This is a genomic window from Halodurantibacterium daqingense (assembly GCF_042666235.1).
Taxonomy (GTDB): Bacteria; Pseudomonadota; Alphaproteobacteria; order Rhodobacterales; family Rhodobacteraceae; genus Halodurantibacterium; species Halodurantibacterium daqingensis.
Genome location: NZ_JBHTFQ010000008.1, coordinates 74,855 through 89,842, shown reverse-complemented (window position 1 = coordinate 89,842; position 14,988 = coordinate 74,855). Strand labels below are relative to the sequence as shown.

At 65.6% G+C, this 14,988-nt stretch carries 14 protein-coding genes and 2 pseudogenes; 15 read left to right on the top strand and 1 reads right to left on the bottom strand.

The features are described from left to right. Window positions 1–18 precede the first annotated feature (18 nt). Genes ACFQXB_RS14850 through ACFQXB_RS14835 form a run of 4 tightly spaced genes read left to right on the top strand, consistent with a single transcriptional unit; the run spans window position 19 to window position 4,604 of the window. Window positions 19–1,974: a tripartite tricarboxylate transporter permease gene (locus ACFQXB_RS14850; protein WP_377405427.1), complete on the top strand. Its 1,956-nt coding sequence runs from the start codon at window positions 19–21 to the stop codon at window positions 1,972–1,974. Between the two features lie 23 nt (window positions 1,975–1,997). Continuing rightward, the gene (locus ACFQXB_RS14845; RefSeq protein ID WP_377405425.1) at window positions 1,998–3,077 is read left to right on the top strand and encodes an amidohydrolase family protein; all 1,080 of its coding nucleotides are present in this window, start codon (window positions 1,998–2,000) and stop codon (window positions 3,075–3,077) included. Next, a complete protein-coding gene (locus ACFQXB_RS14840) occupies window positions 3,070–4,173 on the top strand; it encodes an amidohydrolase family protein (RefSeq protein ID WP_377405423.1) in 1,104 nt (367 codons plus the stop codon). The genes ACFQXB_RS14845 and ACFQXB_RS14840 overlap by 8 nt, the downstream gene beginning before the upstream one ends. Before the next feature lie 17 nt (window positions 4,174–4,190). Then, window positions 4,191–4,604, top strand: a complete 414-nt coding sequence (locus ACFQXB_RS14835; protein ID WP_377405421.1) for a Rieske (2Fe-2S) protein — start codon at window positions 4,191–4,193, stop codon at window positions 4,602–4,604. 328 nt (window positions 4,605–4,932) lie between these two features. Here the strand turns inward: ACFQXB_RS14835 and ACFQXB_RS14830 are convergent. Continuing rightward, window positions 4,933–5,630: pseudogene (locus tag ACFQXB_RS14830) on the bottom strand (transposase); the annotation flags it as partial. Here ACFQXB_RS14830 and ACFQXB_RS14825 point away from each other — a divergent pair. The 11 genes and pseudogenes from ACFQXB_RS14825 to ACFQXB_RS14775 form a co-directional block, all read left to right on the top strand. Further along, window positions 5,624–5,767, top strand: a pseudogene (locus ACFQXB_RS14825) (IS3 family transposase); the annotation flags it as partial. The pseudogenes ACFQXB_RS14830 and ACFQXB_RS14825 overlap by 7 nt on opposite strands. 195 nt (window positions 5,768–5,962) lie before the next feature. Beyond that, window positions 5,963–6,580: a DNA alkylation repair protein gene (locus ACFQXB_RS14820; RefSeq protein ID WP_377405418.1), complete on the top strand. Its 618-nt coding sequence runs from the start codon at window positions 5,963–5,965 to the stop codon at window positions 6,578–6,580. A gap of 450 nt (window positions 6,581–7,030) precedes the next feature. Beyond that, window positions 7,031–7,924, top strand: coding sequence for a helix-turn-helix domain-containing protein (locus tag ACFQXB_RS14815; RefSeq protein WP_377405416.1), 894 nt, complete (start codon window positions 7,031–7,033; stop codon window positions 7,922–7,924). 120 nt (window positions 7,925–8,044) lie between these two features. After that, complete coding sequence (locus tag ACFQXB_RS14810; RefSeq protein WP_377405414.1) at window positions 8,045–9,049, top strand: TRAP transporter substrate-binding protein; 1,005 nt, start codon at window positions 8,045–8,047, stop codon at window positions 9,047–9,049. Window positions 9,050–9,112: 63 nt separating this feature from the next. Next, window positions 9,113–9,610, top strand: a complete 498-nt coding sequence (locus tag ACFQXB_RS14805) for a TRAP transporter small permease (protein WP_377405412.1) — start codon at window positions 9,113–9,115, stop codon at window positions 9,608–9,610. After that, window positions 9,607–10,890, top strand: coding sequence for a TRAP transporter large permease (locus ACFQXB_RS14800; RefSeq protein WP_377405410.1), 1,284 nt, complete (start codon window positions 9,607–9,609; stop codon window positions 10,888–10,890). The genes ACFQXB_RS14805 and ACFQXB_RS14800 overlap by 4 nt, the downstream gene beginning before the upstream one ends. A gap of 9 nt (window positions 10,891–10,899) precedes the next feature. Next, the gene (locus tag ACFQXB_RS14795; protein WP_377405408.1) at window positions 10,900–11,730 is read left to right on the top strand and encodes a dihydroorotate dehydrogenase electron transfer subunit; all 831 of its coding nucleotides are present in this window, start codon (window positions 10,900–10,902) and stop codon (window positions 11,728–11,730) included. Next, window positions 11,727–12,677: a dihydroorotate dehydrogenase gene (locus ACFQXB_RS14790; protein WP_377405406.1), complete on the top strand. Its 951-nt coding sequence runs from the start codon at window positions 11,727–11,729 to the stop codon at window positions 12,675–12,677. The genes ACFQXB_RS14795 and ACFQXB_RS14790 overlap by 4 nt, the downstream gene beginning before the upstream one ends. Continuing rightward, window positions 12,674–13,936, top strand: coding sequence for a Zn-dependent hydrolase (locus tag ACFQXB_RS14785; RefSeq protein ID WP_377405404.1), 1,263 nt, complete (start codon window positions 12,674–12,676; stop codon window positions 13,934–13,936). Before ACFQXB_RS14790 ends, ACFQXB_RS14785 begins: the two co-directional genes overlap by 4 nt. Continuing rightward, complete coding sequence (locus ACFQXB_RS14780; protein WP_377405402.1) at window positions 13,933–14,643, top strand: orotate phosphoribosyltransferase; 711 nt, start codon at window positions 13,933–13,935, stop codon at window positions 14,641–14,643. The genes ACFQXB_RS14785 and ACFQXB_RS14780 overlap by 4 nt, the downstream gene beginning before the upstream one ends. Further along, complete coding sequence (locus ACFQXB_RS14775) at window positions 14,640–14,963, top strand: hypothetical protein (protein ID WP_377405400.1); 324 nt, start codon at window positions 14,640–14,642, stop codon at window positions 14,961–14,963. Before ACFQXB_RS14780 ends, ACFQXB_RS14775 begins: the two co-directional genes overlap by 4 nt. Window positions 14,964–14,988: the final 25 nt, after the last annotated feature.

The following is a 14,988-nucleotide window of genomic DNA, read 5'->3' as shown; positions in this document are numbered from 1 at the left end:
GGAAATCCCGGGGGATTCATGGAAAATCTGATCGAAGGTCTTGCCCTTGTGGTGCAGTGGCCCTCCATCCTCTATCTGTTTGCTGGGGTGATGCTGGGGCTTTGGTTCGGTGCGGTGCCCGGTCTGGGCGGGGTGACGGCGATGATCCTGATCCTGCCGTTCACCTTCGGCATGGAGCCTGCGGCGGCCTTTGCCGTCCTGCTGGGCGCGCTGGCGGTTTCGACGACAAGCGACACGATATCGTCGGTAATGCTGGGTATTCCCGGCACCATCGCCGCGCAGGCCACGGTCATTGACGGGCACCAGATGGCAAAGAACGGCAAGGCCCTGACCGCCTTCGGCGCAGCCTTCACCGTTTCCGCCTTTGGTGGGGTGGTGGGCGGCGTTGCGCTAACGATCAGCCTGCCGATCATGACCTGGCTGGTCCTGACCTTTGGCGCGCCAGAGTTCTTCGTGCTGTCGCTGATCGGACTGGTGATGGTCGGCGGTGTCAGCGGCAACACGGTCACCAAGGGCATCTGTGCTGCCGCCATCGGCCTGCTTCTGTCGCAGATCGGCTATCCGGTCGCAAGCTCCGAGCCGCGATACTGGTTCAACCTGCCGTTCCTGCTGGACGGATTGCCGTTGATTCCGGTGGTGATCGGCCTGTTCGGCATCCCCGAGATGATGCAGCTTTCGGCCAGCGGCTCTTCCATCACCCGCAAGACCTATGTGAATGCCCCCGATGACAGCCTGATGGCGGGGGTGCGCGCGGCGGTGCGCCACCGCTGGTTGGCGATCCGCTGTGCGATCATGGGATCCTACGTCGGGATCTTGCCCGGGCTCGGGGCTTCGGTGGTGGACTGGCTGGCCTATGGCCACGCCGTGCAGGGGGCCAAGGACAGGTCACAGTTCGGCAAGGGCGACATCCGCGGCGTGATCGCGCCGGAATCGGCCAACAATGCCACTTTGGGCGGGTCGCTCATCCCGACGTTGTCCTTCGGGATCCCCGGCAGCGGGGCCATGGCGGTCCTGCTGGGGGCGATGACGATCCACGGCCTCGTTCCCGGGCCGAGGATGTTGCAGGAGAACCTGTCACTGACCTACAGCATGGTCTGGTCGATCATCCTTGCCAACCTGCTGGGCGCGGCACTGCTGATGGCCTGGAGCAGGCAGGTTGCGCGCGCGGCCTTCATCAACGGGCATCTGGTGGTGCCGGCGGTCTTCGTTTTCCTGATCATGGGGTCCTGGATCGGGCAGCCGGATTTCCTGACGCTGATCGCATTGCTGGGCATCGGGCTGCTGGGGTATCTGATGCGGGCGGGCGGCTGGCCGCGCCCGCCCCTGATCCTCGGGTTCGTGCTGGGGCCGGTGATGGAGAACTCGCTGGCGGTGACGGCGCAGGCCTACAGCCTTGCGCAGGTGATATCGCGGCCCAGCATCATCATCCTGTCGCTGCTGCTGCTGGTGGTTTTCGTGTCGCAGGCCTGGACGATCTACCGGCGCAAGCGGGACGTGAACATGCAGATCGCGACCCTCTCGCGCGGCGGGATCGGGCTTTCGGTGGTGATGACGCTGGGGTTCGGGGCGGTGTTTCTTTATGGCTGGCAGGCTGCGACGGGCTGGACTTACCTGAGCCGGCTGTTCCCTGTGGCCATCTGCATGGCCGGGCTGGTGATGGTGCCGCTCATCCTGCTTGAAGACGGGCAGGCGCTACGCCGTCTGGGACGGGATGGGGAGGGGGCCGCGGCCTTCTGGCGCCGACAGGGGCCCGAGATCGCGCCGTTCCTGGCCTTTGCCGCCACGGTTGCGGCAGTGCCCTTGCTGGGCCTGGCCGGGGCGATGCTGGTCTTTGTCGCCTTCTACCTGATCGTCTGGGGCCGGTTCGGGCTGATTGCCACAGCGGCCTATGCCGCGGCGATCGGGGTCCTGCTTTACGTCGTCTATCACCGGCTGCTGCACGTGCCCTTCGTGCCGCCTGCCTTCGCCTTCTGAATGCCGCTGACAAGGAGAAAACCATGACAACGGATACGATGGAACGATCCGATGCCGCGGACGGTGCCCGGCTGTCGCTGATCGATTGCGATGTGCACCCGCGCCTTCCGCGCATGGCCGATCTGTCACCGCATAGCGACCGCTACTGGGCCGAGATGTTCGCCTATCGCAACATCGACCGGCAGGAGCTGATGGCCTATCCGGTCAGCACCCTGCCATACCGGCCGCAGGATGCGGGCGTGACCACCGATGCGGCGGGGCTGGCGCGGGCGCATCTGGACCCGAACGGGATATCCACCGCGATCCTGAACGTGATGTCGGGGGCCCATGCCGCCTATGATCCCTATCTGGCCGCTGCGATGTGCGAGGCCACGAACCGCTGGCTGGCCGCGGAATGGCTGGACGCCGATCCGCGCCTGCGTGGGTCGCTTCTGGTGCCGTTCCAGCACCCGGAGGCGGCGGTGCGCGAGATCGAGCGTTGCGCGGGCGACGGGCGTTTCGTGCAGGTTCTGACGGTGCTGATGGGGGAAAAGCCCCTGGGCCGCCGCGAATACTGGCCGATCTACCGCGCCATGGCGGAACATGGCTTCGCACTTGGCATTCATGCCGGCAGCACCTATCGCCATGCGCCCACGCAATGCGGGTTCTTTTCCTACCGGGTCGAGGAAGCGGCTGCGCAGACGCAGGCCTTCTCGAGCCAGGTGGCAAGCCTTGTGGCGGAGGGGGTCTTTGGCGAGTTTCCCGACCTGCGCGTCGTGCTGCATGAAAGCGGGGTAAGCTGGCTGCCGTCGCTGATGTGGCGGATGAGCAAGGACTGGAAGGGCGCCCGGATCGAGGTGCCCTGGGTGAAGGTGCCGCCTGCCGAGCTGATCGCGACCCATGTCCGCATGACGACGCAGCCCTTCGATGGCCCCGGGGGGCCGGATGCGGCCCGGGTGGTGGCGCAGCTTGAACATGACATGCTGCTGTACGCCTCGGACTTTCCGCATGCCCATGCCGGGGGGGCGGGCCTGCCACATTGGCTGCCGGCCGAACTGCACCGCGCCGTCGCGCGCGACAATGCCCTGTCAACCTATGCCCGTCTGGAGGTGGCCGATGTCTGATCCGGTTCTGGAGGCGGCGCCCGTCGCCGAAACACGCGCGCGGCAGAAGGTCGTGGATTGCGATATCCACCCGGCCTATGCCTCGCCCGAGGAGATGTTGTCCTATCTGCCGGACCGTTGGCGCCGGCATGTGCGGGATTTCGGAGTGCATTCCTCCAGCCCGCTGATGGGGGCCTTGCCCTATCCGCGGCTTGCACATGGGATGCGCCAGGACAGCTATCCGCCCAGCGGCGGGCCGCCGGCATCCGATCTCGCCTTCCTGCAGCAGCAGTTGCTGGACCCGCTGAACATCGAATTCGGCATCCTTCAGCCGCTGAGCGCCGGCCATGGCGCGCTGAACGCCGAACTGGGCGCGGCGCTGTGCGCCGGCACCAACGACTGGCAGATCGACAAATGGATGTCGAAGGACAGCCGTCTGCGGGGCTCGCTGGCGGTGATGCAGGAAGATGCCGCGGCCGCGCTGCGCGAGATCGAGGCCCGCGCCGCGGACAAGCGCTTTGTGCAGGTCTCGATCACGCCGCGTACGCTGGAGCCGGCGGGGCGCAGGCGGTACTGGCCGATCTATGAGGCGGCGGCGCATCACGGGCTTCCGATCAGCATGCATTCGGCGGCCTATGGCCCGCGCGCCAACACCGGGTCGGGCTGGACCTCGTTCTATATCGAAGAGCATTTCGCCTTTTCCCACGCCGCGCAGACATCGCTGATCAGCATGATCTTCGAGGGTGTCTTCGACGCCTTTCCCGGGCTGAAGCTGATTCTGGTCGAGGGCGGGTTTGCCTGGTTGCCGCCCCTGGTCTGGCGGATGGAGCGCGAATGGGACCGGATGCGGGCCGAGGTTCCGCATCTGCGCCGCTCGCCCGCCGAATATGTGCGCGACCATGTGTGGCTGACGACCCAGCCCGTCGAGGAACCACCACAAAGCAGTCAGCTTGCCGACGTGCTGCGTTGGGTCGGAATGGACCGGCTGCTGTTTTCCACCGACTATCCGCATTGGGATTTCGATCACCCCGATTACGCCTTCCGCACACCGCTGACGCCGGCGGAAAAGGCGATGCTGCTGCGGGACAATGCCGTCGCGGTCTTTGGCCTCACCTGACGCGAAAGGAGCATGAAATGCCTGAACATGTGGTCTGCAGACTGGACGAGATCCCCGCGGGACAATCGCGGCGCTTTACCATCGGCAAGCGCGACATCGCCATTTTCAACGTGAACGGTGCGTTATCGGCCATTGCGGACCGCTGCCCGCACGAGGGCGCAAGCCTTTGCGCCGGCCGCGTCACCGGCCTTGTCCAGTCGGACGGGCCCGGATCCTACCGGATGGAGCGGGAGGGCGAGCTGGTGCGGTGCCCCTGGCACGGATGGGAGTTCGATCTGCGCACCGGCCAGTCCTATTGCGATCCGGCCCGGATGAAGGTGCGCACCTTCGGTGTCAAGGTCATGCCCGGCGCGGGATTGCAGGAGGGCCCCTACACGATCGAGGTCTATGACGTGGCCGTACGCGACGATTATGTCGTCGTCACCTTGTAGTGCTTTCCCCGAACCTGCGCCTGCACCGTCGGAGCCATATGGGCCGCGGCAATGCCTGGCAGCCCCGTCGCAACTGAAAGATCATGATTATCTTGTCAGGGTACTGTCCGAGAACGTCCTGTGTGCGGAATGTTTTTCCGTTTCGGGCATCAGATCGCGGAGCATCCGAGCGACCGGATGCCTGATGAACGGATGCCCAGGCGGACTCCGCCGTCAAGAAGTGGTCTCTTCCATCGCAAATACAGGGTCGGCTTGGATGCCGCGCCTTCACCGTCCTCAAGACGAGATCCCAAATCCCAGGCGGAAGGTCCGAACATCATTTACGCGGTCAGGAAGCTGCCTCCACGGCTCTACAGAGAGGGGTCCTTCCGACTGGGCTCACCCCTTCGAAGAAGGGGCGAAAGGGTTCGCCGGATTAGATCACGGCGTCAATGGTGCGGGCCATCTTCGCGGCGATGGCAGTATAGGCCTTGCGGCGCGGATCGGGATCGTGGTGGTCCTGCGCGATGCATCGCTCGAATTTGTCGCGGAAGCTGTTGGCGGGCTTGGGCACGGCGGCCTGAGTGGCCAGCCAGAGCGTGCGGGGCAGGCGGGCATTGCCATATTTGATATCTCGCTTCGGCCACGGAACACGGATTGGACCGTCGCGAGGTCCATGCCGCAGAACTTCAGGAATTGGCAGTGATGGCGAAAGCGGCGCAGATCAGCGGCTTTGGCCAGAACGGCCAGCGCATTGACAGGCCCGATTCCGGGTATCGCGCGCAGCGGCCGATAATCTGGATGCTCGGCCAGCAGTTCTGCCGCACGGGCCTCGATGGCGCGGCGCTGCCGAACAAGGCCGCGTCCCTGCGCCAGCACGAGGCGGAACATCCTGATGGCATCGGAGTCTGGCGACATGGGCAAACCCACGGAAGCCTTCGATGGCTCGTACCAAAGCGCCGCCTTGCCGACGCGGCGACCAATCACCGGCCAGGCCGCCTCCATGAAGGCGTCCTTGTTCATGGCGGTGATCATGTGAGGAGACCCCAGCAGGCTTCGCCAAGCACCTGACTGTTCCAATCGCCCGACCCGCTGCACGCGATAGAAGTTCCACGCGCCGGGCGATTGCTCACCCTGCACCAATCGGCGTAAACACCAACCGGGTTCCGGTCGTGGCGGGATGAAAGCCCAGTGGCAGGGGGAGCCGCTTCTTCCGGTATCCCCAGACCTGAATGCCGAGCTGATCGCGCATGCCGCGGAAGGCCAACGTTTCCAGTCCCTTCGTTGAGGCGAAGTAAGCCCGAGCAACGGCCATTTCGTGTGCTAGTTCTTTGATGTACAGGCCCCGCTTGATGCGGAGCCTTCCACCGGAGAGCCTCATGAGTACGACCGAAAAAATCGTCGAAAGCGCACGTGCCACCGAACATGGCTTCAAGGACCTGAAGCTGCTTGCTGAAGGACTTGTCTCGTCCGGACCTCCCGAGCGTGCCAAGAAGATCGCGCTTGAACTGTTGCGCTCGGATTTTCATCAGGCCCGATGCGTGGGAACTTTCGTTCTGGGGCAACTGGCAGCATCAGACGCAGACGCCCTCGGCATTCTGAAGGAGCAAGTCAGTCAGGATAAGGACTGGCGCGTGCAAGAAATCCTTGCCAAAGCCTTCGATCAGTTTTGCAGCGATACCGGTTATGAAGCCGCACTTCCGGTGATCCGCGACTGGCTGTCTGCACCCTCCGCCAACATACGCCGTGCCGTGACTGAAGGTCTGCGGATCTGGACGGGACGACCCTACTTCCGCGAACATCCCGACCTCGCGATCAAGCTCTTGTCGGCCTTTCGCGCCGATGGAAGCGAGTATCTGCGAAAGTCGGTCGGAAACGCGTTACGCGACATCAGCAAGAAGCATCCGGAACTGGTCCGCCTGGAGACCACGAGCTGGGACCTCGAGGTGCCTGGCGTCAGCCAGGTCTATAAGCTGGCAACGCGCGCACTCGTCTGAAGACCTTTTGCCTGACGAAATCGCTGTGCGCCGCGCCAAATCAAGCAAGCCGCCATCGCACCGCGGCAACCATTCCCGGCGCCTCCGCTCTGGGCCGCCGGGTTCGTCAGCATCGCCGGGCCGGACATGGTTATACCGCCATCGCGGTGGGCCGACGGAGGCCACGACGTGGCTTGCTTCGGCAAGCTGGTGCAACCCCGCCCTCGTCGTGGCCGTGCTGATCGGCTTCCTGTCGATGGCAAAGAGGTCGAAACCGCCCTTGTAGGGGCGGGATCAGCGGAGCGGACCGGAGCGACTGGGCGGGAACGGGGGCAGGGGATGGACGCCTGAAGCCGGGCTGAAAAGCCCTCGTTGCCACGGCACTTGATCCGCACCGGAAAACGCGTCAGGTTCCGTGTCAGGACGAGTGTCAAAAATGAGACTTGCCGGAAAGCGCGCCGGAGGGGCACTGTGGCTGATATCGACAAGGAGAGTTTCCGGGACATCGGCGCCCGGCTCCGGGCGCATCGGATCGGGCGGGGGCTGGGCCCCGAGGAACTGGCCATGCGGATCGGCATTTCCCGCGCGGCGCTTTACCGGGCCGAGAAGGGCGAGATCACCAAGATCGAGACGCTCGCCTCGATCTCGCGCGAGTTGAACGTGTCCTTGCCGAGCCTTCTGGGGGTCGGGATCGAATACATTCCCAACGCGGCGGCCTTTTTCGAGCGGATGCGCCAGCTGGAGGAAGAGGCAGAGCAGATCATCGGGCTCTTCAGCCCCATCTCGTATCTCGTGACCACGCGCGAATATGACGAGATCCTGCGCGCGGTTCTGCCGGAATCGCTCAGCCCCGAGCGGCAGGCGGAAGCGGGGCGCATCCTCGATATCCTGGCCGCGCGGAAACTCAGCTTTTCAAGGCGGAAACCGATGCTCGCCTCGATCATCTCGGCCACGGATATCGAACGGTTTCTGCGTCATGGGGTCGAAGGCCGGGCGGATCTTGCGCCCGATGTTCTGGCGGGGCGGCGCCGCGCGGTGGTGGGCGAGGTGCGCCACATCATCGGGCTCTTGCGCAATCCGGATATCGGCGTCCAGCTGGGCGTCTCGCCCGAGCCCTTCCCCTCGACCAGCTTTCAGATCACGCGGGCGGGCGGCACCGCGACGCTGACCGTCAGCCCGTTCCGGCTGGGCCATGACCCGAATATCAGCCTCGGCGTGGGGTTCGTGACCTCGGCGCCCGAGGCGATCGAACTGCATGACGGCATCGCCCGCGCCCTGTGGCAGGGGTCGCTGCGCGGTCCTGCCGCGGCCGATCATCTGGAGTCGCTCGTGCAAAGGGCGCAGGAGGCCGCCGGGGCCCGCTGAGTGATCAATATTTGTGCAAAAGTCATCCGGAGCGCGCGTCCGTCTCAAAAATTAGATGATTTTCTTGACAGGTGGCCCGCATCGCGAAATGACCGAGAAACAGTTCCACGGGGGTACATAATGAAGAACACAGGTCTTTTGGTTGCCGCGGTCGCGGCCCTGATCAGCGGTCCGGCCTTTGCGCAGGAATTCGTGGCCAAGATCGGCCATCTGGAATCCGCGGCGCAGAACCGCCACATCCATCTGGAAAAGGTCGCGGCGCTGGTGAGCGAGCGGACCGGCGGCGCGGTCGAGTTTCAGCTTTTCCCGCAGGCGCAGCTGGGCGACCAGCGCCAGATGAACGAGGGCGTGCAGTTCGGTTCGCTGGAAGGCACGGTGGCGCCGGCGGCGTTTCTGGGCGGGTTCAACCCGGTGGTGTCGATCCTCGACATCCCCTATCTGCTGCCCGAGGATGAGGCCGCGGCACAGGCGCTGCGCGAAGGGCCGTTCGGTCAGGCGCTGCTGGACAGCTTTGCCGACAAGGGTATGCACGCGATCGCGCTCTGGCCGAACGGGCGCAAGCACATCACCTCGAACCGGCCGATCGACGAACTGGGCGATTTCGCGAACCAGAAGTTCCGCGTGATGGACAGCCGCGTCCTGATCGAGCAATTCACCGCGCTTGACGCCTCGGCCATCGCGATTCCGTTCGGCGAGCTTTACACCGCGCTGCAGACCGGCGTCGTGGACGGGCAGGAAAACCCGCTCGATACGATCGAGACGATGAAATACTTCGAGGTGCAGAACAACCTGCTCGTGTCCGGTCACGGCGCGATGGAGGATGTGGTGATCTTCAGCCCGATCTGGTGGAACACGCTGCCGGAAGAGTATCAGGCCGTCATTCAGGACGCGTTCATCGAGGTGATCCCGGAACTCGTCGCGAACAAGCAGGCCGCCGTCGACCGCGCGCTGGAGGCCGTGACCGCCGCCGGGATGAACGTGCGCGAGACCACGCCGGAAGAACGCGCGGCCTTCCGCGAGGCGACCTTTGCCGCCACCTCGGCCGCCTATGTCAGCCTTGCGGGCGAGCCGGGGCAGGCGCTGCTGGACATCTACACCGCCGAATACGAGGCGCTGGCGCAGTAAACGGCGCAATGCTGCGGGCCGGTCATTCCGGCCCGTCCCATTTTTTCGCTTAACGGAGCTGCAATGCCGGCCCTGACCCTGCTTCGCCTGTGCGAGCGTTCGATCCTTGTCGTGATCTTCCTGACCATGGTCGCGCTTTACTTTGTCAGCGTCCTTGCGCGGGAACTGGGGGGGCAGGTGGCCTCGTCCTTCGCCTGGATCGAAGAGGCGGTGCGGATGCTCAACCTCTTTCTGGTGTTCCTCGGCCTCGGGCTGGCGCTGGAACGGGGGCGCCATGTCGGCATCCGCAACCTGCGCGACAGGCTGCCCGAGACCCTGCGCCGGGGGCTTTTGAAGGTCACGGATGTGGTGGGCCTTGGCTTTGCGCTTTACATCGCCTGGCTGGGCTGGGGGCTTGCATCCTTCGTGCTGGGCACGGGCCAGCGCTCGCCCACACTGGGGATCGCGATGGGCTATGTCTATCTGGCGCCCGTGGCGGGCTTTCTGCTGCTGGCGCTGCGCTATGGGCTGAGCCTTTTCGGCGTCATAGACCGGTTTTCGGACGCGGAGGGCGCGGAATGATCCTGGGTCTGATCGTCATTCTCGCCGTCCTGCTGCTGGTTCTCGGGTTCGAGATGTTCCTGGTGCTGGCCCTGCCGGCGCTGGCCTACAAGGGCGCATTCTATCCCAACATCCCCGATCTGGTGGTGGTGCAAAAGATCCTTGGCGGCGTCGATCACACGACGCTGCTGGCCATTCCGTTCTTCGTCTTTGCCGCAAACCTGATGGGGTCGGGGCAGATCGCGCGGCAGCTTGTCTCGGTGGTCAAGGCGCTCCTGGGTCATACGCGGGGCGGAATGGGGCATGTGGTCGTGGGCGGCTCGATGGCCTTCGGGTCGGTTTCGGGCTCGGCGCCCGCGACGGTCGCCGCGATGGCGCGCATGGCCTACCCGGAATTGCGGCGCAGCGGCTATTCCGACCGGTTCTCGCTGGGGCTGATCGTCTCCAGCGCCGAAACCGCGCTGCTGATCCCGCCCTCGATCACGATGATCATCTATGGCTGGATGACCGGCACCTCGATCGCGCGGCTCTTTGCGGGCGGGCTGGCCGTGGGGCTGGTGCTGGGGTTGGCCTTTGCGCTTTACGTCAATTTCGTCGCCCGCCGCGACGGGATCGCCCGGGCCGAGCGCGCCGACTGGCCGACGCGGCTGCGCACGATCTGGGCCGCGAAATGGGCGATCGGGATGCCGGTCATCATTCTGGGCGGGATCTATTCCGGCACCTTCACCGCGACCGAGGCCGCCGCCATCAGCGTCGTCTATGCCATCCTGGTCGAGGTGGTCATCCTGCGCAGCCTGACCCTGCGCGGCCTTTTCGAGGTGACCGAGCAGAGTGCCATCAACACCTGCATCATCTTTGTCCTTCTGGCGATGGGGGGCCTTGTGTCCTATTTCGTGACGCTGGCGCAGGTGCCCGGCGCGATCATCGGTTTCCTTGACGCGATGGATGCGGGCTGGATCGGGTTCCTGCTGGTGGTCAATGTCTGCTTCCTGATCGCGGGCATGTTCATCGACCCGAACTCGGCGCTCCTGATCCTTGTGCCGCCGCTTTATCCGGTTGCGGCGGCGCTGGGGATCGACCCGGTGCATTTCGGGCTGATCGTGACGCTGAACATCGGGCTGGGGATGATCACGCCGCCCTTCGGGCTCGATATCTTCGTGGCCTCGTCGACGCTGCGCAAGCCGGTGGCGACGATCATCGCCGGGGTCTGGCCGTTCCTTGCGGTGAACCTGATCGTGCTGCTGCTGATCACCTATGTGCCGCAGATCTCGCTGTTCATTCCGCGACTTATCTTTGGCTGAGGGAACGCGATGACCGTCTGTCTTGACCGACCCGAACCTTTTGTGCCGCGCTGTGCCGAGGCGACGGGCGTGGTGCGCGAAAACACCGCCCTGAACGGCGATTACCGCCTTCTGGTGCTCGATGCCCCGGCGCAGGTTCTGGATTGCCGGCCGGGCCAGTTCTTTCAGCTTCTGTGTCCGGTGACCGAGGCCGACCAGCCGTTCCTGCGCCGCCCCATGAGCATCTATGACTATGATGCGGCGGCCGGGCAGCTGCGCTTTCTTTACAAGGTGACGGGGGCAGGGACGCGCGGTCTGGCCAGCCTGCGGCCTGGCGACGGGCTGAATGTGCTGGGGCCGCTGGGGCAGGGGTTTTCCATGCCCGACGACTGGCAGGACCTGATGCTGGTCGCGCGGGGCGTGGGCCTTGCGACGCTGGCGCCGCTGGCACGGACGGCGCATGGGTTGGGGCGCCGGCTGACGGCGATCTGTTCCGCGCGCGCGCCGGAACTTGCGATGTCCGTGGATCTTTTCCGCAGCTATGGCGCCGAGGTGATCGTCGTCACCGATACCGACGGCAGTTCGCACCCCGAGGCCGTGCGTTCCCTGATCGAGGCGCGGATCGAAAGCAGCGCGGTCGATGCGTTCTACACCTGCGGGTCCTACCGGCTGGCGCGGATGCTGCAGGATCTGGGCGCGAAACACGGCATCCCGGGCGAGATCGCGGTGGAACAGCAGATGGCCTGTGGCCTTGGCATGTGCCAGGCCTGCGTGCGCCCGTTCCGCGAAGGGGCGGGCACTGTCCATCGCCGGGTCTGCCGCGAAGGCCCGGTCTTTCCCCTGTCGGAGCTGATCGCATGACCCGCCTGACCACCCGCATCGGCGCCATGACGCTGGCCAACCCGATCATGCCCGCCTCGGGCACCTTTACCGAGGATCTGGCCGATGTGTTCGATCTGGGGGTTCTGGGGGCGCATGTGCTCAAGACCTTCACGGCCGAGCCGCGCATGGGCAACCCCACGCCCCGCGTCTGCGACCTCAGCGCGGGGATGATGAACGCGATCGGCATCCCGTCGAAGGGGCTCGACCATTTCCTGACCCGGACCCTGCCGTTCTGGCGCCGCTATGACGTGCCGCTGGTCGTGTCCATCTCGGCCCACAGCCATGACGATTTCGCGCGGCTGGCGGCGGCGGTGTCCGTCCCGGGGGTCGCGGCGATCGAGGCGAATATCTCTTGCCCGAATATCGAGGCGGATGGCCGCGCCTTTGCGGTGCGGGCCGACAGCACCGGGCAGGTGGTCGCGCATCTGCGCCGCGCGACGGACCTGCCGCTTTGGGTCAAGCTTTCGCCCAATACGGGTGAGCCGGTCGAGGTCGCGCAGGCCGCCGAGGCGGCCGGGGCAGATGCGCTCGTGATGGCGAACACGCTTCTGGGCATGGCGATCGATGTCGAGACGCGGCAACCCCGGCTGGGCAATGTGATGGGCGGAATCTCGGGCCCCGCGATCAAGCCGGTCGCGCTGCGCATGACCTATCAGGCCGCGACCAACACCCGCCTGCCCGTGATCGGCTGCGGCGGGATCAGCACGCTGAACGATGTGCTGGAATTCCTGATCGCCGGGGCGACGGCGGTTCAGGTGGGCACCGCCACCTTTCAGTCGCCCACCACGATGCTGCGCCTGCTGGATGGGCTGGACGACTGGCTGGCGGCGCGTGGCATCGCCTCGGTCGCCGAGATCTGCGGAACGGTCAGCCTGCCCGCCGTCAACTCGCCTCTGCCCGTCGCCATGCCCCCGCTTGCATCATGAACCGGCCGGGCACGGATATCGGCGCGCTGCTTGCGCAGCAGATCTTTGACGCGGTGCGCGCGCTCTCGCCCGACGGGGCCGGCGTCAGCCGGCCGGCCTATTCCGGGATCGAGACCCGCGCGCTGGACTGTCTGTCGCAGATCGCCCGCGATCACGGCCTGATCGTGGAGGAGGATCCGGGCGGCAACCGCTGGTTCACCCTGCCCGAACATCGTGACGCGGGCCGCTATCTGGTGATCGGGTCGCATATCGACAGCGTGCCCGAGGGCGGTAATTTCGACGGGTTGGCCGGGATCGTCGCGGGCCTTCTGGTGCTGATCCGGGCGCGCGGGCGGGGCCTGCGGATGCCGGTCCGGTGTCTTGCGATGCGGGGTGAGGAAAGCGCGTGGTTCGGGTCCTGCTATCTGGGGTCGCGGGCGCTGACCGGGCAGATGACCGCGCAGGAACTCGGCTCGCGCCACAAGGGCGATGGCCGCACGCTGGCCGAACACATGGCCGCGCTTGGCATCGACACGGGCCGGATCCTGGCCGGGCAGCCCCAGACCGCGCTCGACCGGATCGCGGGCTATATCGAGCTGCATATCGAACAAGGCCCGGTTCTGGTCGAACGCGACATCCCGGCGGCCATCGTCACGGGTATCCGGGGAAACATCCGCTTCCGCAGCGTGACCTGCACGGGGCAGGGGGGACATTCGGGGGCGGTGCCGCGTGCCTATCGCCACGACCCGGTTCTGGCCATGGCCGACCTGCTGACGCGGCTCGATGACAGCTGGCTGCATATCCTTCAGACGGGGGGCGATCTGGTCCTGACTTCGGGCATGGTCGCGACCGATCCCGCGCGCCATGCCATCACCCGGATCGCGGACAGTGTCAGTTTCAGCCTCGACATCCGGTCGCAGAACGCCGAGATCCTGACACATATGCGGGATTATCTGGGGGATGAGATGCGCGATATCGAACGGGTGCGTGGCGTGCGGTTCGAGACCGGCCCCGAGATCCCGGCCGCGCCCGCGCTGATGGATGCGGGGATGGTGCGCGACCTGATGCAGGCGATGGCGCGCACCGGGCAGGAACCCTTTTCAATGGCATCGGGCGCGGGGCATGATGCGGCGGTCTTTGCGCAGGCGGGCATCCCCTCGGCCATGGTATTCGTGCGCAACAGGAACGGGTCGCACAACCCGCGCGAGGCGATGGAGATCGAGGATCTGATGGCGGGCATCCGGATCATCTCTGCCTATCTGGAAGAGGCAGGGGCATGAGCGCATCGATGCTGACCGCGGAACGACGCGCCGAAATCGCGCGGGAAACCGCGCAGGCGCTGTTGCAGATCGACGCGATCCGCCTGTCGACGGAACGCCCCTTCATGTTCAGCTCCGGCCTGGTCAGCCCGGTCTATATCGATTGCCGGCGCATCATCTCCTTTCCGGATATCCGGGCCCGGCTGATGGCCAGCGCGACCGAGATCCTGCAGGGCGACATCCCAGCGACCGAGGCCGTGGCGGGCGGCGAAACGGCGGGCATTCCCTTTGCGGCCTTTCTTGCCGCCAACACCGGCCTGCCGATGCATTACGTGCGCAAGCGGCCCAAGGGCTATGGCCCCAACGCCCAGGTCGAAGGGGTGATCGCGCCCGGTCAGCGCGTGACGCTGATCGAGGATCTGACGACCGATGGCGGGTCCAAGCTGCGGTTCTGCAAGGCGCTGCGGCGGGCCGGGGCAAAGGTGTCGGACTGTCTCGTCCTCTTCTACTACGATATCTTCCCCGAGACGCGCGATCTTCTGGCGGGCGAGGGGCTGGCGCTTCATGCGCTGGCGAACTGGCAGGATATTCTGGCCGTCGCCGATGAAGGCGGGCCGTTCGGACCCGCGGAACTGGCCGAGATCCGGTCGTTTCTTGACAACCCGCTTGACTGGTCGGCCCGCAATGGCGGGGCATCCCGGCTGTTTTTCCAGGAAAGGACCGTATGATGTTCACCTCTCTGATCCAGACGCTGCTTGACCGGGGGCGCGGCATCCACGGCTATCGCGCGCTGGCCGAGGCCGCCTATGACAAGGCCCGCACCGCGCCCGAGGCCGCGGCCTATTTCATGCTGGCCAAAGAGGCCGAGGATTTCGTGGATTTCACCGAACGGATGCCGGTCCCTGCGCATGAGCTCGACGCGATGTTCAAGCGCATCAGCGCCGATGCAGCCGCGCTCGACGCGGCCTATGAGGGCGGCGATGCGGCGGCCGTTCTGGCGGTGCTGACGCGCATGGCCCAGGACGCCGCGCGGCTGCGCGGCGCCTGAGGGGGCTGCGCACTGGCGCAGTATG

Excerpts from the sequence above, each read along its gene's own strand:
- ACFQXB_RS14840 (WP_377405423.1), top strand. The coding sequence starts at position 3,070 with ATGTCTGATCCGGTTCTGGAGGCGGCGCCCGTCGCCGAAACACGCGCG.
- ACFQXB_RS14845 (WP_377405425.1), top strand. The coding sequence starts at position 1,998 with ATGACAACGGATACGATGGAACGATCCGATGCCGCGGACGGTGCCCGG.
- ACFQXB_RS14795 (WP_377405408.1), top strand. The coding sequence starts at position 10,900 with ATGACCGTCTGTCTTGACCGACCCGAACCTTTTGTGCCGCGCTGTGCC.
- ACFQXB_RS14785 (WP_377405404.1), top strand. The coding sequence starts at position 12,674 with ATGAACCGGCCGGGCACGGATATCGGCGCGCTGCTTGCGCAGCAGATC.
- ACFQXB_RS14780 (WP_377405402.1), top strand. The coding sequence starts at position 13,933 with ATGAGCGCATCGATGCTGACCGCGGAACGACGCGCCGAAATCGCGCGG.
- ACFQXB_RS14790 (WP_377405406.1), top strand. The coding sequence starts at position 11,727 with ATGACCCGCCTGACCACCCGCATCGGCGCCATGACGCTGGCCAACCCG.
- ACFQXB_RS14810 (WP_377405414.1), top strand. The coding sequence starts at position 8,045 with ATGAAGAACACAGGTCTTTTGGTTGCCGCGGTCGCGGCCCTGATCAGC.
- ACFQXB_RS14800 (WP_377405410.1), top strand. The coding sequence starts at position 9,607 with ATGATCCTGGGTCTGATCGTCATTCTCGCCGTCCTGCTGCTGGTTCTC.
- ACFQXB_RS14850 (WP_377405427.1), top strand. The coding sequence starts at position 19 with ATGGAAAATCTGATCGAAGGTCTTGCCCTTGTGGTGCAGTGGCCCTCC.
- ACFQXB_RS14820 (WP_377405418.1), top strand. The coding sequence starts at position 5,963 with ATGAGTACGACCGAAAAAATCGTCGAAAGCGCACGTGCCACCGAACAT.
- ACFQXB_RS14835 (WP_377405421.1), top strand. The coding sequence starts at position 4,191 with ATGCCTGAACATGTGGTCTGCAGACTGGACGAGATCCCCGCGGGACAA.
- ACFQXB_RS14805 (WP_377405412.1), top strand. The coding sequence starts at position 9,113 with ATGCCGGCCCTGACCCTGCTTCGCCTGTGCGAGCGTTCGATCCTTGTC.
- ACFQXB_RS14775 (WP_377405400.1), top strand. The coding sequence starts at position 14,640 with ATGATGTTCACCTCTCTGATCCAGACGCTGCTTGACCGGGGGCGCGGC.